A 20,896-nucleotide genomic window follows, 5' to 3' on the forward strand; every position below is an offset into this window, starting at 1 on the left:
CCGGAACCCGGATGTCCGGTACGGCCGGAACGGGGCGGGTTATGGTGGCGGCATGGCACTGCAGAGCTTGCAGATCAACACGATCACCGCGATGCGGGCGCGCGACGTGTCGCGCCCGACGCGCGAGCAGCAGGAGAGCGCGGACCGCCGCCCTCTGCGCGACGAGACGCCCCGTAAGGAGCCCGCCCGCCGCGAGCCGGCGCGCAGGGAGCCCGTACGCGGGGAGACCGCGCGCCGGGAGCCGCCGCGCGGGGAGTCCGCGCACCGCCACCGCTGACCCGCCCGGCCGGGGACCGGACGGTGGAGCGGGACACCGGGATGCGGGACCCCGCGGGATGCGGGGGCGGGGTGCCGGGCGCCTAGGGCGTGTCGTCAAAGTTTCATAGCCACATCAGCAGTGACGCGAGGGTGACTGCGGCCTGGTAGGACTCGGCGGTCTTTTCATAACGGGTGGCGATGCCGCGCCACTGCTTGAGCCGGTTGAAGCAGCGCTCCACGACGTTGCGGCGCTTGTAGATGTGCTTGTCGAAGACCGGCGGCCGCCCGCCCCGGCGGCCGCGCCGGGTGCGGTTGCGGATCTGATCGGCGCGCTCGGGAATGGTATGGGCGATACCGCGCCGCCGCAGCCAGGCCCGGATCGCCTTGGAGCTGTAGCCCTTGTCGCCGATGAGGTGATCGGGCCGCACTCTGGGCCGCCCTGCGCCCAGGCGCGGCACCCGGATGGCCTGCACCAGCTGCATCAAGCGGGTGCAGTCGTTGATGTTGCCGCCGGTCACCAGCAGCGCGAGCGGGCGGCCTCGCCCGTCACAGGCCAGGTGAATCTTGGAGGTCAGGCCGCCCCGGGAGCGTCCGAGCGCCGCCGTCGTGTGCCCCCTTTTCGCGCCCCGGCGGCATGCTGATGGGCGCGCACGATGGTGGAGTCCACCGCGACCAGCCAGTCGATGTCGCCGGCGGCATCGGCCCGGGCCTGAGCCGCCTGCAGCATCGCAGTGAAGGTCCCGTCGGCGGCCCAGCGGCGAAAGCGGGTGTGCAGCGATGCCCACGGCCCATAACGCTCGGGCACATCCCGCCAGGCCACCCCGGCCCGGAACTTCCACACGATGCCGTTGAGAATCCGCCGGTCATCGGCCCTGGGCCGCCCCATCCGCGAGGCCGGCAGCAACGGCTCCAGCGCCTGCCACTCGGCGTCCGTCAGCTCATAGCGTCGCACCACGTCTTACATGCTGCACGATTCCCAACCACTTTGACGACACGCCCTAGGGCAGCGGCGGCAGCAGCCCGTCGGTCTCGTAGGAGGCGAGCTGCGCGATCCTGCGGCCGTGCCGCTCGGCACCGGAGTAGGGGGTGCCGAGGAAGATCTCGACGAACCTCGCGGCCTCCTGCGGCGTGTGCATCCGCGCGCCCAGGCTGATCACGTTGGCGTCGTTGTGCTCGCGGGAGAGCCTGGCAGTCTCCTCGCTCCAGGCCAGGGCGGCGCGGACGCCGCGTACCTTGTTGGCCGCGATCTGCTCGCCGTTGCCCGAGCCTCCGATCACGACGCCCAGGCTGCCGGGGTCGTTCACGACCCCCTCGGCCGCGCGCAGCACGAACGGCGGGTAGTCGTCCTCCGCGTCGTAGACGAAGGGACCGCAGTCCGTCACCTCGTGGCCGTGTTCCTTCAGCCAGGAGACGACGTGGTTCTTGAGCTCATAGCCGGCATGGTCGGCACCGATGTAGACACGCACCGGGCCAGTTTCGCAGGTACGCGGGGACGGCTCCACCCGGCCCCGGCTAGAGTAACGGTCACTGACCTTGCCCGCCCCTTACAAGAGAGAGCCCCCACATGCGTGACATCCGAGTGGTCGGCGACCCCGTCCTGCGCACCCCCGCCGAGCCGGTCGCCGACTTCGACCGCGACCTGCGCCGCATGATCGACGAGATGTTCGACATCATGTACGCCGCGCGGGGCGTCGGCCTGGCCGGGCCGCAGATCGGCGTGTCGAAGCGGCTCTTCGTCTACGACTGCAGCAGCCGCAAGGGGCACATGATCAACCCCGAGCTGGTCGTGGACGACGACACCGAGGTCCTCGACGAGGAGGGGTGCCTGTCGGTGCCCGACCGCGAGACCCGCGCCCCGATCTACGCCCGGACGCCGCGGGCCGCCGGGGTGACCGTGCGGGGCCTGGACCGGCTGGGACGGCCGATCCGGATCAGGGCCAGGGGGATGCTGGCACGCTGCTTCCAGCACGAGACCGACCACCTGGACGGCAGGCTGTACGTGGACCGGCTGGCCAGGGACGCCGCGCGGAAGGTCCTGCTCCAGGCTCCCTGACCCCGCTCCCCCGCGTCCCCGTTCCCCGTTCCCCGTTCTCCGTCCCCCGCCGGCTCCCGGCCCGGCGGGCGCGGCGGCCGGCGAGGACGCGGGCGCCCACCGCCTCAGAGCTGGACGGCCTTGATCTCCAGGTACTCCTCCAGCCCGAACTCGCCCAGCTCGCGGCCGAGACCGGACTGCTTGTACCCCCCGAAGGGGGCACGGGGGTTGAACTTGCCGCCGTTGACCGCCACCTGGCCGGTCCGCAGCCGCCGGGCGACCGCGACCGCGCGCTGCTCGTCGCCCGCCCACACCGCCCCGGCGAGGCCGTACGGCGTGCCGTTGGCGATGGCGACCGCCTCGTCCTCGCCCCGGGTGTAGGGGATGATCGCGAGGACCGGGCCGAAGATCTCCTCCTGCTCGACGACCATCCCGGGCTCCACCCCGGCGAACACCGTGGGCTCGACGTAGAAGCCGCGCTCCGCGGGCCGGTCGGCGCCTCCGGTGACCAGCCGGGCCCCCTCCTCCTGGCCCCGGTTGATGTAGCGGACGACCCTGTCGCGCTGCGCGGCCGACACCAGCGGGCCGAGCCTGGTCGCCTCGTCGAAGGGGTCCCCGACGGTGTACGTCCGCGCGGCCTCGACGGCGAGCCGGACGGCCTCGTCGTACCGGTCACGGTGAACGATCATGCGGGTCCAGGCCGAGCAGGTCTGGCCGGAGTTGAGGAAGGCGTTGGCCACCGTCACCTTGACCGCCGCGCCCAGGTCGGCGTCCGGCAGGACCACGCTGGCGGACTTGCCGCCGAGCTCCAGCGCCACCCGTTTGATCGCCCCGGCGGCGAGCGCCGCGACCCGCCTCCCGGCCGCGGTGGAGCCGGTGAACGACACCATGTCCACGCCGGGATGGGTGACCAGCGCCTCGCCCACCCCGGGGCCGTGGCCGCTGATCATGTTGAACACCCCCGCGGGCAGGCCGACCTCGTCGAGGATGTCGGCGAACGCGAAGGCGGCCAGCGGCGCCACCTCACTGGGCTTCAGCACGACCGTGCAGCCCGCGGCGAGCGCGGCGCCCACCTTGCAGACGATCTGGTGCAGGGGGTAGTTCCACGGGGTGATGGCGGCGACCACCCCGGCCGGTTCCCTGAAGATGCGGGAGTTGCCGACCTGCCCGCCCTCGAAGTCGTAGGTCTCGGCCAGCTGGGCGTAGGAGGCCAGCACCCCGGCCGGCATCAGCGTCTGCACCCTCGTCGCCACGCCGTACGGCGCGCCCATGTCCGTGGCGATGATCCTGGCGATCCGGTCGGAGCGTTCCCGGATCAGCTCCGCCGCCGCGGCGAGGATCCTGCCGCGCTCGGCCGGGGGCGTCTCGGACCAGGAGGGCAGGGCCGCGCGGGCGGCGGTCACGGCCGCCTCGACGTCGGCGGGCGACCCGGCGGGCACCCTGTCGAGCGTTTCCTCGGTCGCGGGATTGATCACGTCGATGCCCTCGTTCGACGCGGACGGCCGCCAGGTCCCGTTCAGATAAAGGTGACGCATGTTCCTCATCCTGGCGTGCGCGCCGTCATAACGCGAGGCCCGCCGCCGTGGGGCGGCGGGCCTCGCGGGCACCGGGGAGAAGGGGACGCGGCGGATCAGCCGAAGATCGGGGACCGCGTCCTGGAGCGCTTGAGCTCGAAGAACCCGTCGGTGCCGGCCACCAGGACCACCCCGTCCCAGAGCCTTCCCGCCTCCTCGCCCTTGGGCGCGGGCGAGATGACCGGGCCGAAGAAGGAGACGCCCTCGACCGAGATCACCGGGGTGCCGACCTCCTGGCCGACCCGGTCGATGCCGTCGGCGTGCGAGGCGCGCACGACCTGGTCGTACTCGGTGGAGTCCATCGCGTCGGCGAAGTCGCGGTCCAGCCCTGCGGCCTCCAGGGCCTCCTCGACGGTCTCGCGGAGGGTGTCACCGCCCTTCCTGTTCTGGTCGTGAAAACGGACACCGAGCTCGGTGTAAAGGCGTCCGACCGTCTCGGAGTCGTACTTCGCCTGCACGGCGGCCACCACGCGGACCGGGCCCATGGCGTCGGCGATCTGCGCGCGGTAGCTCTCCGGGACGTCCTTGTCCTCGTTCAGTACGGTGAGGCTCATGATGTGCCAGCGCGGCTCGATGGGCCGTACCTTCTGCACCTCCAGCAGCCAGCGCGAGGTCATCCACGCCCAGGGGCAGAAGGGGTCGAACCAGAGATCCACCGGGGTTCGCTCTGTCATGTTCTTCGACTTCCTGATAGTGAGGCTCTGTCGATGGCCACAACCGGAAGGACGGAGTTCCCTATTCCGTGCGGGGATTAATACCTTGACGAGCAGATTTATTCTCGAATTTGGGTATCAGTCGGCCGGTTGATCCGAAGCGGCGTTCCACGGCCTTACATGGCAGGATTCAGTCACCCCTTAGCAATGGAGCGGGGGATGTTGTGAAGAGGGAGCGGTAGTGGCAGGCAATCTGACCCGTGACGAGGCGCGCGAGCGCGCACGGCTGCTCAGCGTGCAGTCCTATGCGGTGGAGCTCGACCTGACCGAGGGTGAGGAGCGCTTCGAGAGCGTCACCACGGTCCGCTTCACCAGCACCCGCCCGGGTGCGGGGACCTTCATCGACCTGGCGGGGGCCAAGGTGCGCAGGGCGGTGCTGAACGGCACCGAGCTGGACGTGAGCGGTTACGACCCGGAGACGGGACGGCTGCCCCTGACCGGGCTGGCCGAGACCAACGAGCTGCTCGTGGACGCCGACTGCTCCTACACGCGCACCGGCGAGGGCCTGCACCGCTTCGTCGACCCGGTCGACCGGAGCGTCTACCTGCACAGCCAGTTCGAGACGGCCGACGCGCACCGGATGTACGCGTGCTTCGACCAGCCCGACCTCAAGGCCACCTTCGAGCTGACCGTGCTGGCCCCGTCGGGCTGGGAGGTCATCTCCAACGCGGCGCCGGACGCGGCCGAGGACCTGCCCGAGCACCGGGGCAAGCACGGGGCGCTCCAGGCGGCCAGGCGCTGGCACTTCCCGCCGACCCCGGTGATGTCGACCTACATCACCGCGCTGTGCGCCGGGCCGTACCACCGGGTGACCTCCGAGCACGACGGCATCCCGCTGGGCCTGTACTGCCGGGCCTCCCTGGCCGAGCACCTCGACGCGGAGAACATCTTCGAGGTCACCCGGCAGGGCTTCGACTTCTTCCACCGGATCTTCGGCGTCCGCTACCCGTTCGGCAAGTACGACCAGCTCTTCGTCCCCGAGTTCAACGCCGGGGCGATGGAGAACGCGGGCTGCGTGACCTTCCTGGAGAACTACATCTTCCGCTCGCGCGTCACCGACGCGGTGATCGAGCGCCGCGCCGAGACGATCCTGCACGAGATGGCGCACATGTGGTTCGGCGACCTGGTCACCATGCGCTGGTGGGACGACCTGTGGCTGAACGAGTCGTTCGCCACCTACGCCTCGGTGCTCTGCCAGGCCGAGGCCACCCGGTGGGGCCAGGGCGCCTGGACGACCTTCGCCAACGTCGAGAAGTCCTGGGCCTACCGCCAGGACCAGCTGCCCTCCACGCACCCGATCGCGGCCGACATCGTCGACATGCACGCGGTCGAGGTCAACTTCGACGGGATCACGTACGCCAAGGGCGCCTCGGTCCTGAAGCAGCTCGTCGCCTACGTGGGCCTGGAGAACTTCCTGGCCGGGGTCCGCGCCTACTTCAACGAGCACGCCTGGGGCAACACCACGCTCGCCGACCTGCTGGGCGCGCTGGAGCGCACCTCCGGGCGCGACCTGTCCTCCTGGTCGAAGGAGTGGCTGGAGACCTCCTGGGTCAACACGCTGCGCCCGTCGTTCACCACCGACCCCGAGGGCCGCTTCCTGGAGTTCGACGTGCTCCAGGAGGCGCCCGCCGACCACCCGACGCTGCGCTCGCACCGCGTCGCCATCGGCCTGTACTCGCTCACCGGCGGTGAGCTGGTCCGGGTCCGGCGGGTGGAGCTGGACGTGTCCGGGGCGCGCACGGCCGTGGCCGAGCTGGTCGGCGAGGTCCAGCCGGACCTGATCCTGATCAACGACGACGACCTGACCTACGCCAAGGTCCGGCTGGACGAGCGCTCGCTGCAGACCCTGGTGAACGGCGGCATCACCGCGTTCACCGAGTCGCTGCCCCGCGCGCTGTGCTGGTCGGCCGCCTGGGACATGACCCGGGACGCCGAGATGTCCACCCGCGACTACCTCGCCCTGGTCGTCTCGGGGATCAGGTCGATCACGGACATCACGGTCATGCAGACCGTGCTCCGCCAGGCCCGCCTGGCCGTCCAGCAGTACGCCGACCCGGCCTGGCGCGCCGAGGGCATGGCGCTGCTGACCTCCACGCTGCGCGACCTGGTGGGCTCGGCCGAGCCCGGCTCCGACCAGCAGCTCGCCTACCTCAACGCGCTGGCGGCCGGGGCCACCTCGGACGGGGACCTGGCGTTCCTGCGGGGGCTGCTGGACGGCGAGACCGCGCTGGAGGGGCTGACCGTCGACGACGACCTGCGCTGGACGCTGGTCGGCGCCCTGGTCTCGGGCGGGCTGCTCGGCGAGGAGGACATCGCGCGGGAGCTGCGGCGTGACCCCACCGCCACCGGTGAGCGCATGGCCGCGCTCTCCCGGGCCGCGATCCCGACGCCCGAGGGCAAGGAGGCCGCCTGGTCGGCGATCACCGAGGGCAAGCTCAGCGGGGCCGTGCTCCGGTCGACCGTCATGGGGTTCATGGACCCCAACCACCCGGAGCTGCTGGAGCCGTACCGGGAGAGGTACTTCGCCGAGATCGGCAGGATCTGGAAGACCTGGACCTCCGACAGCGCCCAGAACTTCGCCAACGGCTGCTACCCGGCGCTGTCGATCTCCCCGGAGACGATCGCCAGGACGCAGGACTTCATCTCGGCCGAGGAGCCGCCGCACGCCCTGCGGCGGCTGCTGCTGGAGGGCGCCGACGGTGTCGGGCGCGCGCTGCGCGCCCGGGCCAGGGACGCCTCGCAGGCCTGACCCGTCCGGTCCGGGGGCCTGCCCCGGACCGGCCGCGCACCTGCCCGGGGCCGGCTCGGACCGGTCCCGGGCCGGCTCGGACCGGTCCCGGGCCGGCTCGGACCGGTCCCGGGCCGGCTCGGACCGGTCCCGGGCCGGCTCGGACCGACCCTGGAGTGGATCAGGAACGGCCCTGACCGGCCGGGCCGCGTGAACCTGACGCGGCCCGTCCGGTCAGGGCCGTTCCTGTCGTGTTCATCCGTGCCACCACGCGTCCCTACATGTCCTGCCGTGTCCCTTCATGGACGGACAATTCCTCTGCCGCCTGCCGGCCATGAGAGGGTGACCGGGTGGAATCGGCACGTGATCTGCTCATCTCCCTGGCCCGGCGGTACGCCTTCGGCGACGTCGGGGCCCTCGCCTCGGGCGTGGTGGAGGACGCGGACGACATCGAGGCGACCTGCGAGTTCGCCCAGCGGCTGCTCTCCCTCGACGCGGAGGACTTCGCCATCGAGGCGCGGGCCGTCCCGGGCGACCTGCGCAGGCGGGCACGGGCCTGCACGATGCCGCAGACGCCCCGCGAGCAGCCGCGCGGCGCGCTGGAGTCGCTGCTGCCCGCGTACGAGCTGCTGCTGGAGGTCATCGCGGTCCGGTGGCATCGCCGCGAGCTGAGCCCCATGGTCGCCGCCCTGCACATCGCCAGCGAGTACCTCCCGCTGCTGGCCTTCGAACCGGTGCTCGGCAGCGCCGGTGACCCGGCGCGCTGGCCGGAGGGCCTCACCGCGCCGGGCAGCAGGTTCGGCGTGATCGGCGACCGCGAGTGCGACCACACCAAGCCCGAGCAGTCGGCCGCCAACCGGACCCTGCGCGTGGCGGGAGAGCCCGCCGAGGGCTGGCGCGCCTACTTCGACCGCCAGCACAGCCAGGTGGCCGGGGCGCTGGGCACCTGCGTGGCCGCCTGCCGCAAGCCCTGCACCGCGATGGACTGGGTGGAGCCGGACCGGCGCGAGGACCTCGCCCTGCGCTCCAAGGTGGCCCTGGCCTTCGCCGAGACCCCGCTGGTGCGGCTGCGCCACGCGGCCCCGGTGGGGCACGGGTTCGGGGTGCCCTCGCCCGAGGAGGTCACCGAGGCGTGGGAGCGCAGCCGGGCCGGGCTCGCCAAGTCAGAGGTGGGCCGGCAGGCCTCCCTGGACGACGGGTTCCCGCTGCCGGGACTTCCCTCCCTGTTCTCCGCCGTCGCGAGCGCGCCGGTGGCGCCGTCGACGCTGCTGACGGACATCAGCACCCACCTGGTGGGGCTCCTGCACGCCTGACCCCGGACGCGGACGCCCGGGGGTCCAGGGGCCGGGGGTCCTGCGGACCGGGCGCGGACCGGGCGCGGGACGCGGGACGCGGGCGCGGCACGGTCGCACGAGCCGGGCGCCATCCGGCCCCGGGACGCGGGCGCGGGTCCCCAGGGCGGGTCACGCCCGGTTCACAGCGGGGTGCCGAGGAGCACCGGCAGGACGCAGAAGGCGATGGAGAGCAGCATCAGCAGGACGCTCCGGCGGATGTAGCGGTGCTTGGCGTCCGCCAGGGCGTTGAGCCTGCGGATCTCCAGCACGATCAGGTCGATCCGCGGCCCGCCCCCGGGCCCCTCCCCCTCGGCCCCGTGCGCGGCCCTGAGGCGGCCGGTGAAGCCCCGCAGGTAGCAGCGGCGTCTCTCCAGCGCCCTGCCCGCCAGGTTCGCGATCGGCGGGCACAGGGAGCCGACGAGCACGAGGAGGCCCATGACCCAGAGGAAGGCGCCGGTCCACCACAGCCATCCGGTCTGGCCCGGCAGCTCGCCGGGCCTCCAGTGACCCGTCGTCACCCCGGTGACGACGGCCCCGGCCGCGGCGCCGGTGGCGGCCAGCAGGACGGCCGCCGTCTCGTTCTCCCGGCGCACCCTGCGGCGGGCGTCCGCGAGCGCCTCCCGGACGTAGTCGAGGATCATGTCGGGCCGCCGCGCCCTTTCGGCGGCCTCCCTCGCGATGCGCGCGAGGTGAGAGGCCGGTCCGGTCCACGGGGCCGGACCGGCCGGACCGGCCGGACTCATGGGGTCGGTCCGGCCGGGGAGCCCGTAGGGAGGGGCACCGGCGGGACGGGCCGGGCCGGTGGGACCGCCGAGCCGGACGGGACCGGCCTGCGCGCCGGAGCCCGTGCCCGCGGGCCGGTTCCCGGAACCGGCGGGATCGGCAGGACCGCTGGGATCGACGGCCCCGGCCGCTCCGTCCGGATCGGTGAAACCGGCCGGCGGCGTGTCCCACAAGATCCTCGTCACGAGGTGATTATCCGGGAGAATCACCGTCCCGCGGTGCGGCAGGGCCCACCGGAGGGCGTTCCGGGGCTCGTCACCGGCGATCGCCCCTGCCGAGCGGAGCCGGGGGCGCCCGCGGCGGCGCACGGCCGAGAACGGTATCGGCGGGGTCGGCGGCACGGCCGGTGGCGGGGTCATTCGCGCCGGGCCGCCCGGTCGGCGAGCAGCAGGACCCCGGTGACCAGCCCGCCCACCAGGTCACCCAGGCCGAGGACCGCGGCCATCGCCGTCGCCGCCGACCGGCACTCGGCGTCGGGCAGCCACCGCCTGGCCGCGGTGCCGGTGACGATCTCCAGGGCCCGTGCCCGCTGGTCCACGAAGACGAGCACGGCCCGGTCGGCCTCCTCGCCCAGCGCGGCGTGCAGCCGCTCGCAGAAGTGCCGGCGCGGGCCGATCGCGGGCCCGAGGTAGGCGGCGAAGCGCAGGCCCGTGCGGCGCTCCGCGGCGCGCAGCGCGTCGCGCACGTCGTCCCCCTGCGCCGAGGTCAGTGCCCACATCCCCGTCTCACCCCGTCTCCCCCGCCTCACCCGGCCTCGTCGTGGGTCGTCGGACGTCACCAGGCCGCCGACGCGCCACCGGTGTGACGTCCGGGCTCCGAGGTCTCCGCGAGCGCGACCCAGTCGGTCTCGGGCGCGGCACGGCCGGACGGGGACCTGCTGGTCAGCACCAGCACCGAGCCGGTGATCCCGCGCTCGCTGCCGTGCGGGCCGCCCAGCCAGACCGCGCCCGCCGAGGTGCCCCTGGCGGCCCGGTCGCGCATCCTGCCGGGCATCGTCACGAGCAGGGTGATGAGCAGGAACAGACCGCCGGAGACCCCGATCAGGAAGCCGCAGACCTCGATCGCGCTGTCCACACCTCAAAAGTAACCCGGCGCCGACGATCAGTCGAGGGTCACCACGCGGCGGGCCTGCGCTCCCCCCAGAAACCGCCCCGCGCGGCCTCCAGCTGGGACGACACCGAGATCAGGGTGCCCTCGTCGCCGAACCGCCCGGCCAGCATCACGCCGATCGGCAGCCCGTCGGGGCTCCAGTGCAACGGGAGGCTGACCGCGGGCTGGCCGCTGACGTTGTACATGGCCGGGAAGGCGGCGAACCGCTTCATCCGCTCGAAGGTCTCCTCGGGGCCGTCGACGTCCTCGAACCAGCCGACCGGCCGGGGCGGCTGGGTCACGGTCGGGGTGAGGACCGCGTCGTAGGCGTCGGTGACGAGCAGGCCGAACCGGGTGGCCAGCTGCAGGGCCGACTGGGCCTGCAGGAAGTCCGGGGCCGGGGTGGCGAAGCCGCGCTCGCGCAGCCAGGCGGTGAGCGGCCGGAGCCTGTCCTGCCTGCCCGGCTCCACCGGGTGCATGCAGGAGAAGGCATACCAGAGCGTTACGAACTGGGGCACGATCTCCGGCCCGAACGGCGGCGCGATGTCGACCACCTCGTGCCCGAGCGCGGCCAGCTCCGCCGAGGCGTGCTCGTAGGCGGCCAGCACCTCCGGGTGCACGACGGTGCCGGGCACCGGCGGCTCGGCGTAGCGGGCGATCCGCAGCCGGCCGGGGTCGCGGCCCACGTACGCGCCGAAGGAGCCGAGCTCGGGCTCGGGCGCGTGGTAGAGGTCCCCGGGGTTGTGGTGGGCCATCACGTCCAGCAGGGCGGCGGCGTCGGCGACGGTCCGGGTGATCGGGCCGTTGGTGGCCAGGCCGGCCAGGTCGGGGACGATCGGCGCGGAGCTGATCCTGCCCCGGGTGGGCTTGAGCCCGAACAGGCCGCAGACCGACGCGGGGATGCGGATCGAGCCCGCCCCGTCGCTGCCCTGCGCGGCGGGGGCCAGGCCCGCGGCGACCGCGGCCGCGGCGCCGCCGCTGGACCCGCCGGCCGAGCGGGACGGGTCCCACGGGGTGCGGCTGGGCGGGGACAGGGGCGTCTCGGTGTAGCAGGGCAGCCCGAACTCGGGGGTCGCGGTCTTGCCGAGCATGATCGTGCCTGCGTCCCGGAGGCGCTCGACCAGGCTGTCGTCCACCGGTGCCACGAAGCCCTCGTAGGTGGCCGAGCCGAAGTGGATCGGCACGCCCTTGACGAGGTTGAGGTCCTTGATCGGGATCGGCACCCCGGCCAGCGGCGAGACGTCCTCCCCGGCGAGCACCCTGGCCTCGGCCTTGTGCGCCTGTTCCAGGGCGAGTTCGGCCGTCACGGTCACGTAGGCCCCGACCTGCGCGTCCAGCCGGTCGATGCGGTCCAGATAGTGTTCGGTGAGCTCGACGGGGGAGATCTCCCTGCGCCGCACGGCCGCCGCCTGCTCCAGGGCATTAAGATCGTGAATGTGTGCCACGTCCTGCACAGTAGGGCGCCGGAGCGGTGGTCATCCAGAGCGGAAGCGCTTAGATACCCGATTCACGGCGTCGTCAAGCGGGGGACGACGGTCACAAAAGTATGAGATACGCAATACTAGGCACCCCCGAGGACGTCAGCTACCGTGAGTTACGTGGATTCCGGTCAGGTACCAGAAAACGGTAACACTGCGTCACCGATTTGGGTCGGTGACCGACAGGCCGAGGAGAGGCCGACGTCTCGACCCGCCCCACCGGCGACGACGTACGCGCCGGTCGAGCGCGCCTCGCTGCGCGGCCTGCTCGACCACCCCAAGTACCGCCATCTGCGCAGGCGCGTCGCCGTGTCGGTCGGTGTGGGCGTGCTCGCGGGCATCCTGCTGGCCAGCTGGCAGCTGGGCTTCACCGCCGCGGTGATCGCCGCGATCGTGGACACGGTGCTCCGGGCCCGGTCCAACTCCTCGGTGCCCGCCTGGCGGCGCGCCTCGGTCGCGGAGCGGCGCACCGAGGTGCAGCTCAAGCGGCTGGAGCGCGGGGGGTACCGCACCCTGCACGCGCGCGCGATCCCCGGCAGCGAGGCCCAGATCGACCACCTGGTCGTGGGCCCCACCGGCGTGTACGCGGTCGACTCCGAGAAGTGGGACAAGCGCCTGCCGGTCCGCGTCCAGTCGCACCGCAAGCTGTTCCACGGGCCGTTCAACCAGAAGCCCCGCCTGGACGAGGCCCGCTGGGAGGCGTCCCAGGCGAGCGAGCTGATCGGCGCCGAGCTGGGCCGCGAGATCAGCATCGTGCCCTCCCTGGCGATCTACGGCCCGGCCATCCCGTGGAAGGTCCTCAACGTCCGCGAGGTGGACGTATTCGACGGCAGTCGTGTCCGTAAATGGATCACCAAGCGGGAACGCTCACTCACCGACGCCGAGATCGAGAGCATCTACGAGGCGGCTGCGCGGGTCCTGCCCGCGCGCTACCCGGAGAACTGACCCGCGCGGCCGGTCCCCAGGGCCGGACCGGCCGTCCGGACGGGCCCGTGGCGTCGGCGCCGCGGGCCCTTTCCGCGCGTCCCGCTCCCCGGACCGGCGGCTCGCGGCGGTCCCGTGGCGGTCTCGCGGCAGTCTCGCGGCAGTCTCGCGGCAGTCTCGCGGCATGGACGGGCGTCTCACGCACCGGGCGGTGGCCGTACCATTCGTAGACACGGTCTCGACGATGGGAGAAGGCCCCATGCCCGCCCTCAGGTCTCGTACGGTCACGCACGGCAGGAACATGGCCGGGGCCCGGGCTCTGCTCCGGGCGACCGGTGTGGCCGGGGAGGACTTCGGCAAACCGATCATCGCGGTGGCCAACAGCTTCACGCAGTTCGTCCCGGGGCACGTCCACCTCCGCGAGGTCGGCGACGTCGTCGCCGGGGCGATCCGCGAGGCCGGGGCGATCCCGCGTGAGTTCAACACGATCGCGGTCGACGACGGCATCGCGATGGGCCACGGCGGCATGCTCTACTCGCTGCCCAGCCGCGAGCTGATCGCCGACGCCGTCGAGTACATGGTCAACGCGCACTGCGCGGACGCGCTGATCTGCATCTCCAACTGCGACAAGATCACCCCGGGCATGCTGCTGGCCGCCTTCAGGCTCAACATCCCCACGGTGTTCGTCTCGGGCGGGCCGATGGAGGCGGGCAAGACCCCCAACGGCAAGCTCGACCTGATCGACCCGATGATCGCCGCCGCCGACGACTCCGTCTCCGACGCCGAGCTGCTGGAGATGGAGGAGAACGCCTGCCCGACCTGCGGCTCGTGCAGCGGCATGTTCACCGCCAACTCGATGAACTGCCTGGCCGAGGCCATCGGCCTCGCGCTGCCGGGCAACGGCACGATCCTGGCCACGCACAAGGCGCGCCGCAAGCTGTTCGAGGACGCCGGGCGCGCGCTCGTGGACATCACCCGCCGGTACTACGAGGCCGACGACGAGACCGTCCTGCCGCGCGCCATCGCCACCAGGGACGCGTTCGAGAACGCCATGGCGCTGGACGTGGCGATGGGCGGCTCGACCAACACGATCCTGCACATCCTCGCCGCGGCCCGCGAGGCCCAGGTCGACTTCGGCCTGAAGGAGATCAACGAGATCTCGCTGCGGGTGCCCTGCCTGTGCAAGGTCGCCCCCGCCACCGCGAAGTACCACGTGGAGGACGTGCACCGGGCGGGCGGCATCCCGGCGATCCTGGGCGAGCTGGACCGGGCCGGGCTGCTGCACCGCGACGCCTACACCGTCAACGGCGGCACCATGGGCGACTACCTCGACTCCTGGGACGTGCGCTCGGAGAACGTCCTGCCGGAGGCGCTGGAGCTCTGGCACGCGGCCCCGGGCAACGCCCGTACCGTCAAGCCCTTCTCCCAGGGCGCCCGCTGGGAGGAGCTGGACCTCGACCGCGCCGAGGGCTGCGTGCGCGACTCCGAGCACGCCTACACCCGCGACGGCGGCCTGGCCGTGCTGTACGGCAACATCGCCACCGAGGGCTGCATCGTCAAGACCGCCGGTGTGGACGAGTCGATCTGGCGGTTCGAGGGGCCGGCCGTGGTGTTCGAGTCCCAGGACGACGCGGTCGAGGGCATCCTCGGCAACAAGGTCAAGGCCGGTGACGTCGTGGTGATCCGCTACGAGGGGCCCAAGGGCGGTCCCGGCATGCAGGAGATGCTCTACCCCACCTCGTTCCTCAAGGGCAGGGGGCTGGGCAAGGTCTGCGCGCTGGTCACCGACGGCCGCTTCTCCGGAGGCACGAGCGGGCTGTCCATCGGTCACGCCTCCCCCGAGGCCGCCGAGGGGGGCACCATCGCCCTCGTCCAGGACGGTGACCTGGTCGCGATCGACATCCCGGGCCGTTCGATCGAGCTGAAGGTCTCCACCGAGGAGCTGGCCGCCCGCAGGGAGAGGCTCCTGGCCGAGCTGGGCGGCTACCGGCCGGTCGACCGGCGCCGTCAGGTGAGCGCCGCGCTGCAGGCGTACGCGGCGCTGACCACCTCGGCCTCCACCGGCGCCTCGCGCGACCTGTCGCAGCTGTCCCGCTGACGCCACCCCGCCCGGCGCCGTCCGTTCGACGCCTCCCCGGCCCGCACCTCTTTGACCTGGGCTTCCTGTCGGCGACAGATTCCTTACCCGACAGGAAGTTCGAAAAAATGTCGGTATCGAGACGTATCATCAGGGTATGGCAACTGTCGTGAAGCCCAACGCCTGCCCGCTGACGACCGCCGAGATCGCCGCCCTCGCCCTGTCCATGGCACACCTGGGCTCGGGCCCGCAGGCCGATGCCGCCCGCAGCGGCCTGCGCCACGCCTTCCAGCACCTGGAGGTCGACGACGACGTCGTCGCGGCCACCCTGACCACCCTGATCGAGCCGCTGCCCGCGTCCGTGGCCGACCGCGCCCGGACGATCGCCAACGCCATCACCTCACGCATGGTCATCCGCCTGCACTACCGTGACGTCTCCGGGCGGATCACCGTCCGCGACGTCGACCCGGTGACCTGCATGGTTCATCGTGACCACTGGTATCTCGTCGGGATGTGCCGCATGCGCGGCGCGATCCGGGCGTTCCGGTTCGACCGGATCGTCGCCACCGAGCAGACCTTCGTGCCGGCGCGCCCGCACCGGGCCGAGGGTTTCCTGCCCTTCCAGGGCAAGCGCGCCGAGCGCGCCAGGCACGCCGCCTAGATCCGGTCCCGGGCGAGGTCGTCCCCGCCCGGTTCCGGAGGCGTCGTCCGGTCTCGTCACCCTGCGCCCTCGTCCGGCGCGGGCCGGGTGACGGGGCCGGACGCCAGGGCGGGCCGACGGGACGGGGTCGCCGCGGGCGTCCGCTGACGGCGCCGCGCGCGACGCGGCACCGGCCCTCGTGCCGGTGGGACGGCTAGCCGCAGCATCCTCCACCGCAGCACCCGCCACCGCCACCGGCGGCGGGCCTGGGGGCGGCGGCGGACGAGGCCGCCGAGCCGCCGGTCACCGCGACCGTGGAGAGCAGTTTCACGGTGTCGTCATGACCTTCGGGGCACGGGGCGGGCTCGCCGGAGCGGGCCATCGGCCGGGAGACCTCGAAGCTGGATCCGCAGGCGCGGCACCGGAAGTCGTATCGGGGCATGCGTCAAGCCTACCCAGGCCCGCCCGATCGTTCACCCGAAGGTGACCGAGGCGTGCTCGGCCACCGGCCGGTAGCCGATCGTCCGGTAGATCGAGTTGGACGTGGGGTTGGACAGGTCGGTGAAGAGCAGCACCTCGTCGGCCCCCTCGGCCCTCGCCCGGGCGCTCAGGGCGTGCGAGAGCGCGGTCCCGTACCCCTTCCCGCGGAACGGCGGGGGCGTGTAGACCGGGCCGACCCTGGACATCCCTCCCAGCGGGGCGGACGCACCGGCGAACGCGACCGGCCGGCCGTCCACCTCCCAGACGGCCAGTTCCCGCCTGGTGATCCTGCTGGCGACCAGCGGGGTCATGCCGGCGGGGGCGATGCCCTCGGCCTCGATCTGGAACTCCTCGCTCCACCGGACCAGCAGGTCGAGGTCACCGGCGCCCGCGACCCGGAAGGTCCCCTCGGCGGGCGGATCGGGGGGGACGGGCGAGGCGAGCCGGTAGAGGCGCTCGGAGCGGCGCCCGGTCTCGGGCCGCCACCAGCGGGCGGCGAACGCCTCGACCTGCGCGAGCGGCCCGTTCACCCCGGGGATCACCCGTTCGTCCTCGATCAGGCGGGTCACGAGGCCGGGCACGGTGTCGACGGGGATGTCGGGGAGCAGCAGGAAGTGGGGAGGCGTCTGCAGCACGACGGCCTCGGTCCGGCCGTCACGCTCCAGAAGGCCCAGCAGCGGGCCGTCGCCCCACAGTCCCAGGCGCACCGCGCGCAGGAGGGTGAGGGGGACGGTGTTGCGCACCGGATCCCGCAGCAGCCACGGCTCCGCCGTCGCGGCGAACGCCTCCACGTCGGAGGTGAGTGTCCACGTCATCCGACGATGATCCCCGCCCGCGATCGTCGGTGCCAGCGGATATCCGCCGGCCGGCCGGACACGGCGACGCCGCCGCGGCGCGTCCGGGGACGCGACCGCGACGGCGTCGGCGGCGTCGGTGGCATCGGCATCGTCGACGTCGCCGTCAGGCGGCGCTCTCCTGGAGGTAGGGCGCCCACTGCGGGTCACCGACGGTGTGCGCGCCGATCAGCCGCCAGTGGACGCCGCGTGGCACCACCGGGGCGACGCTGAGCGTCCACCCCAGTTCCTCCAGCATCCGGTCGGCCTTGCGGTGGTTGCACGTCGTGCACGACGCCACGCAGTTCTCCCAGGTGTGGGGGCCGCCCCGGGAGCGGGGGATGACGTGGTCGATGGTCTCGGCCCGCTGGCCGCAGTAGGCGCACCGGTAGTCGTCCCGGCGCATCAGCGCGGTCCGGGTCAGCGGGATCCGCGACCGGTAGGGGATACGGACATATCTCCGAAGCCTGATCACCGAGGGGACGTCGAGCGTGCGGCTCGCCGAGCGGAACACGGCGCCCCGCCCGTCGCGGTGCACGACGTCGGCCTTCTCCCGCAGCACGAGCACGACGGCCCGGTGCAGCGACAGGGTGGTCAGGGGTTCGTAGGTTGCGTTCAAGAGCAGGACCTGGCGCATCAGCGGGCCTCTCCCGCCGTACGACACGTCTGTTGAGGGGGCACGCCACTGCGTGCCCCGGCTGGCGGCCCCTCCTGGGGCCCGGGTGCTTCCGTCACGAGGACCTCCGCCGGACGGCCCAGCGGATGCTCACCACGGCACCGTCCTTCACCAAGTTTGGCTTCTGCAACGCGGTTCCCGCCACCCATAAATGACTGGAGAGACACCTGGTACGTTTTATGCCCGCATTACCACTTTTTAACTCCTCCCGCCGATGATCTGCTACGCCCGCCGCGCAATGCCCCGCCACCACCCCCGTACGGTCGCCCGGAGGTCGTAGGGTTTCGGCCATGACGCGACAGCCATACCCTCCCGCCAGCCGTGTTGACCTCGTCGAGGAGTTGCACGGGGTCCCCGTCCCCGATCCCTACCGATGGCTGGAGGATCCCGACGATCCGGCCACGAAGGACTGGCTCGTGGGGCAGGAGAGGCTGCTGGAGACCGAGCTGGACGCCCTTCCGGGGCGCGACGCCTTCAAGGCGCGGATCGCCGAGCTGCTCGCCTCGGGCTCGATCGGCGCACCGACCTGGCGCGGAGGGCGGCGGTTCTTCATGCGCCGCGCCCCCACCCAGGAGCACGCCGTGCTCTACACCGTCGACCCCGACGGCAGCGAGCGGGCGCTGCTCGACCCGATGGCGCTCGACCCGACCGGGCTGACCACCCTGGACTCCTGGCAGCCCGACAAGGAGGGCCGCCTGCTGGCCTACCAGGTCTCGGTGGGCGGTGACGAGGAGTCGAGCCTCTACCTGATGGACGTCGCGCTCGGCGAGCGCGTCGAGGGGCCGATCGACCGCTGCCGCTACTCCCCGGTGGCCTGGCTGCCGGGCGGCGAGGCGTTCTACTACGTGCGCAGGCTGCCCGCCACCGAGGTGCCCGAGAACGAGGAGCAGTTCCACCGCCGGGTCTACCTGCACCGGGTCGGCACCTCCACCCAGGAGGACGTCCTGATCTTCGGTGAGGGCCTGGAGAAGACCAACTACTACGGCGTCTCGGTCTCCCGCGACGGCCGCTGGCTGCAGATCTCCGCCTCCCGGGGCACCGCGCCGCGCAACGACCTCTGGGTCGCCGACCTGCACGCCTCCGCCCCCTCCTCGCCGGACCTGAGGGTCGTCCAGCAGGACGTCGACGCCCAGACCGCCCTGTACTTCGGCCGCGACGGGCGGCTGTACGTCTTCACCGACCGCGACGCGCCCCGTGCCCGCGTCTGCGTGACCGACCCCTCGGACGCGCGCTTCGAGAGCTGGCGCGACCTGATCCCGCAGGACCCCGAGGCGGTGCTGACGGACTTCGCGATCCTCGACGACCTCGACCGGCCGGTCATGCTGGTCGCCTGGACCCGCCACGCGATCAGCGAGATCACCGTCCACGACCTGGTCTCCGGCGAGCGCGTCGGGGAGGTGCCGACCCCCGGCCTGGGCACCATCGGCGGCATCAGCGAGCGGCCCGAGGGCGGTCACGAGGCCTGGTTCGGCTACACCGACAACACCACGCCGCCGACCATCCAGCGCTACGACGCCCGCAGCGGGGAGACGACCCTGTGGGCCGCCTCCCCCGGCGCCGTCGAGGTTCCGGCCGTCGACACCAGGCAGGTGACCTACCGCTCCGCCGACGGCAGCGAGGTCCACATGCTGGTGATCTCCCCTCCCGGCGCCGAGGGCCCGCGCCCCACCGTCCTGTACGGCTACGGCGGCTTCGGCATCTCGATGACCCCGGGCTACTCGGCGTCCATCCTGAGCTGGGTCGAGTCGGGCGGCACGTACGCGATCGCCCAGCTGCGCGGCGGCGGCGAGCAGGGCGAGGAGTGGCACCGGGCCGGGATGCTGGCCCACAAGCAGAACGTCTTCGACGACCTGCACGCGGCGGCCGAGCACCTGATCGCGACCGGTGTGACCACCTCCGCGCAGCTGGCCATCTCCGGCGGCTCGAACGGCGGCCTCCTGGTCGGCGCGGCCCTGACCCAGCGTCCCGAGCTGTACGCCGCGGTGGTCTGCTCGGCACCGCTGCTCGACATGATCCGCTACGAGCTGTTCGGGCTGGGCGCGACGTGGAACGTCGAGTACGGCTCCGCGGAGAAGCCTGACGAGTTCGCCTGGCTGCACGCCTACTCGCCGTACCACAACGTGCGGGAGGGGGTCTCCTACCCGGCGACGCTGTTCACCGTCTTCCAGTCCGACACCCGGGTCCACCCGCTGCACGCCTGGAAGATGTGCGCGGCCCTGCAGCACGCCCAGGCCGGGGACCGGCCGATCCTGCTCCGCAACGAGATGGAGGCCGGTCACGGGGCCCGCGCGGTGAGCAAGACCGTCGAGCTGGTCGCCGACCAGCTCACCTTCCTCGCCCACCACACCGGCCTGACCTCCTGAGGAGGGCGCCGAGAACGGGCGCGTCCGGCCCCGGGACGCGCCCCGGGCGTCCCGGGGCCGAACCGTCGGTGGGGCCGGTTATGGTCGGGGCGTGCACGACGACGCGAACGAGACGGGGGCGGCCGAGGGCCTGAGCTTCACCGTGGGGGAACCCGGTTCCCTCCTGCGTCCCCATGTCACCGAGATGTCGGCCTACAGCGAGCGGTACGCCCTGCCCAGGGCCCGGAGGCAGCCGCCCTTCCCCGGCATCGTGATGATCTTCGGGTTCGGCGCGCCGCTCGCGCTAAGCGGGCCCGGGGGTGACCGTAGGCTGGCCTCGTTCGCCGCGGGCCTGCACGACACCTACGTCGACACCGTCACCGCCGGGACCGCCGAGGGACTGCAGGTCGACCTCACGCCTTTCGGGGCCAGGAGGCTGCTCGGGGTGCCCCTGCGGGAGCTGGCCAACCGGGTGGTGTCCCTGGAGGAGGTCCTGGGAGGCTGGGCCACGACCACGATCGAGCGGCTGGCCGAGACCCCCGGCCGGGCGGCCCGCCTGGCCCTGCTGGACGCGGTGCTCGGCCGGCGGATCGGCGAGGCCCCCGCCCCCGACCGCCGCGTCGCCTGGGCCTGGGGCCGGCTGGTCGCCGCCCGGGGCGCGGTGCCCGTGGCGTCCCTCGCCGCCGAGCTGGGATGGAGCCACCGCCACCTGGTCTCCCGCTTCCACGACCAGATCGGGCTGGCTCCCAAGGCCGCGGCCAGGGTCCTGCGGTTCCAGCACGCCACCGGCCGCCTGAGATCCGGCCTGTCCGCGGCCGACACCGCCGCCGCCTGCGGCTACTACGACCAGGCCCACATGAACCGCGACTTCCGGGCCATGGCCGGGGCCACTCCCGGAGAGATGACGGCGCCCGCGTTCCCCGTCCCGGGGTGAC

20 protein-coding genes are annotated in these 20,896 nt (G+C 72.7%); 9 read left to right on the forward strand and 11 right to left on the reverse strand.

Going from position 1 to position 20,896, the window contains the following annotated elements; translation table 11 throughout:
- The first annotated feature begins 52 nt into the window (after positions 1-52).
- On the forward strand, positions 53-277 hold the full coding sequence (locus ACIBCT_RS31100; RefSeq protein ID WP_399194641.1) for a hypothetical protein: 225 nt from the start codon (positions 53-55) through the stop codon (positions 275-277).
- Between the two features lie 103 nt (positions 278-380).
- Here ACIBCT_RS31100 and ACIBCT_RS31105 read toward each other — a convergent pair.
- Positions 381-1,210 (reverse strand): IS5 family transposase gene (locus ACIBCT_RS31105; protein WP_399194928.1). Its coding sequence is split into 2 segments (ribosomal slippage): positions 381-856 and positions 856-1,210, totalling 831 coding nucleotides; the frame shifts between segments, so codons are not numbered across the junction.
- A gap of 46 nt (positions 1,211-1,256) precedes the next feature.
- Positions 1,257-1,724 carry a ribose-5-phosphate isomerase gene (locus ACIBCT_RS31110; protein WP_399194643.1) on the reverse strand — a complete coding sequence of 156 codons (468 nt, stop codon included), beginning with the start codon at positions 1,722-1,724 and terminating at the stop codon, positions 1,257-1,259.
- Between the two features lie 98 nt (positions 1,725-1,822).
- Here ACIBCT_RS31110 and def point away from each other — a divergent pair, with 98 nt between their 5' ends.
- On the forward strand, positions 1,823-2,311 hold the full coding sequence (def, locus tag ACIBCT_RS31115; RefSeq protein WP_399194645.1) for a peptide deformylase: 489 nt from the start codon (positions 1,823-1,825) through the stop codon (positions 2,309-2,311).
- A 104-nt stretch (positions 2,312-2,415) separates the two neighbouring features.
- Here def and ACIBCT_RS31120 read toward each other — a convergent pair whose 3' ends face one another.
- Together ACIBCT_RS31120 and ACIBCT_RS31125 are read right to left on the reverse strand one after the other, a co-directional pair.
- The gene (locus ACIBCT_RS31120) at positions 2,416-3,825 is read right to left on the reverse strand and encodes an aldehyde dehydrogenase family protein (protein WP_399194647.1); all 1,410 of its coding nucleotides are present in this window, start codon (positions 3,823-3,825) and stop codon (positions 2,416-2,418) included.
- A 95-nt stretch (positions 3,826-3,920) separates the two neighbouring features.
- Positions 3,921-4,538 carry a disulfide bond formation protein DsbA gene (locus ACIBCT_RS31125; RefSeq protein WP_399194649.1) on the reverse strand — a complete coding sequence of 206 codons (618 nt, stop codon included), beginning with the start codon at positions 4,536-4,538 and terminating at the stop codon, positions 3,921-3,923.
- A 220-nt stretch (positions 4,539-4,758) separates the two neighbouring features.
- Between ACIBCT_RS31125 and pepN the strand changes: the two genes are divergently transcribed.
- Positions 4,759-7,326 carry an aminopeptidase N gene (gene pepN, locus ACIBCT_RS31130; protein ID WP_399194651.1) on the forward strand — a complete coding sequence of 856 codons (2,568 nt, stop codon included), beginning with the start codon at positions 4,759-4,761 and terminating at the stop codon, positions 7,324-7,326.
- A 329-nt stretch (positions 7,327-7,655) separates the two neighbouring features.
- Positions 7,656-8,618 carry a hypothetical protein gene (locus ACIBCT_RS31135; protein ID WP_399194653.1) on the forward strand — a complete coding sequence of 321 codons (963 nt, stop codon included), beginning with the start codon at positions 7,656-7,658 and terminating at the stop codon, positions 8,616-8,618.
- A 161-nt stretch (positions 8,619-8,779) separates the two neighbouring features.
- On the opposite strand, the gene ACIBCT_RS31140 is transcribed toward ACIBCT_RS31135, so the two are convergent.
- The 4 genes from ACIBCT_RS31140 to ACIBCT_RS31155 form a co-directional block, all read right to left on the reverse strand.
- On the reverse strand, positions 8,780-9,607 hold the full coding sequence (locus tag ACIBCT_RS31140) for a hypothetical protein (protein WP_399194655.1): 828 nt from the start codon (positions 9,605-9,607) through the stop codon (positions 8,780-8,782).
- A 170-nt stretch (positions 9,608-9,777) separates the two neighbouring features.
- Positions 9,778-10,140, reverse strand: coding sequence for a DUF5130 family protein (locus tag ACIBCT_RS31145; protein ID WP_399194657.1), 363 nt, complete (start codon positions 10,138-10,140; stop codon positions 9,778-9,780).
- Positions 10,141-10,196: 56 nt separating this feature from the next.
- On the reverse strand, positions 10,197-10,496 hold the full coding sequence (locus tag ACIBCT_RS31150; protein ID WP_399194658.1) for a hypothetical protein: 300 nt from the start codon (positions 10,494-10,496) through the stop codon (positions 10,197-10,199).
- Between the two features lie 38 nt (positions 10,497-10,534).
- The gene (locus ACIBCT_RS31155; RefSeq protein ID WP_399194660.1) at positions 10,535-11,956 is read right to left on the reverse strand and encodes an amidase; all 1,422 of its coding nucleotides are present in this window, start codon (positions 11,954-11,956) and stop codon (positions 10,535-10,537) included.
- Positions 11,957-12,109: 153 nt separating this feature from the next.
- Between ACIBCT_RS31155 and ACIBCT_RS31160 the strand changes: the two genes are divergently transcribed.
- The 3 genes from ACIBCT_RS31160 to ACIBCT_RS31170 all read left to right on the forward strand — a co-directional run bounded on the left by ACIBCT_RS31160 (position 12,110) and on the right by ACIBCT_RS31170 (position 15,651).
- Complete coding sequence (locus ACIBCT_RS31160; RefSeq protein ID WP_399194662.1) at positions 12,110-12,934, forward strand: nuclease-related domain-containing protein; 825 nt, start codon at positions 12,110-12,112, stop codon at positions 12,932-12,934.
- A 238-nt stretch (positions 12,935-13,172) separates the two neighbouring features.
- Positions 13,173-15,011, forward strand: coding sequence for a dihydroxy-acid dehydratase (gene ilvD, locus ACIBCT_RS31165; RefSeq protein WP_399194664.1), 1,839 nt, complete (start codon positions 13,173-13,175; stop codon positions 15,009-15,011).
- A 136-nt stretch (positions 15,012-15,147) separates the two neighbouring features.
- Positions 15,148-15,651, forward strand: coding sequence for a WYL domain-containing protein (locus ACIBCT_RS31170; RefSeq protein ID WP_344895608.1), 504 nt, complete (start codon positions 15,148-15,150; stop codon positions 15,649-15,651).
- Positions 15,652-15,844: 193 nt separating this feature from the next.
- Here the strand turns inward: ACIBCT_RS31170 and ACIBCT_RS31175 are convergent, their stop codons facing one another.
- The 3 genes from ACIBCT_RS31175 to ACIBCT_RS31185 all read right to left on the reverse strand — a co-directional run bounded on the left by ACIBCT_RS31175 (position 15,845) and on the right by ACIBCT_RS31185 (position 17,580).
- A complete protein-coding gene (locus tag ACIBCT_RS31175) occupies positions 15,845-16,072 on the reverse strand; it encodes a zinc ribbon domain-containing protein (RefSeq protein WP_344895605.1) in 228 nt (75 codons plus the stop codon).
- A 31-nt stretch (positions 16,073-16,103) separates the two neighbouring features.
- Positions 16,104-16,925 (reverse strand): GNAT family N-acetyltransferase, encoded by an 822-nt coding sequence (locus ACIBCT_RS31180; RefSeq protein WP_399194667.1) that lies wholly within the window; start codon positions 16,923-16,925, stop codon positions 16,104-16,106.
- A 145-nt stretch (positions 16,926-17,070) separates the two neighbouring features.
- A complete protein-coding gene (locus ACIBCT_RS31185; protein WP_344895599.1) occupies positions 17,071-17,580 on the reverse strand; it encodes an HNH endonuclease in 510 nt (169 codons plus the stop codon).
- Positions 17,581-17,909: 329 nt separating this feature from the next.
- Here ACIBCT_RS31185 and ACIBCT_RS31190 point away from each other — a divergent pair, with 329 nt between their 5' ends.
- Together ACIBCT_RS31190 and ACIBCT_RS31195 are read left to right on the forward strand one after the other, a co-directional pair.
- Positions 17,910-19,982, forward strand: coding sequence for a prolyl oligopeptidase family protein (locus ACIBCT_RS31190; RefSeq protein WP_399194669.1), 2,073 nt, complete (start codon positions 17,910-17,912; stop codon positions 19,980-19,982).
- A 91-nt stretch (positions 19,983-20,073) separates the two neighbouring features.
- Positions 20,074-20,895 (forward strand): helix-turn-helix domain-containing protein, encoded by an 822-nt coding sequence (locus ACIBCT_RS31195; protein ID WP_399194671.1) that lies wholly within the window; start codon positions 20,074-20,076, stop codon positions 20,893-20,895.
- Position 20,896 lies beyond the last annotated feature (1 nt).

Origin of the sequence: Streptosporangium sp. NPDC050855 (genome assembly GCF_044456585.1) — a bacterium.
Classification (GTDB): Bacteria; Actinomycetota; Actinomycetes; order Streptosporangiales; family Streptosporangiaceae; genus Streptosporangium; species Streptosporangium longisporum.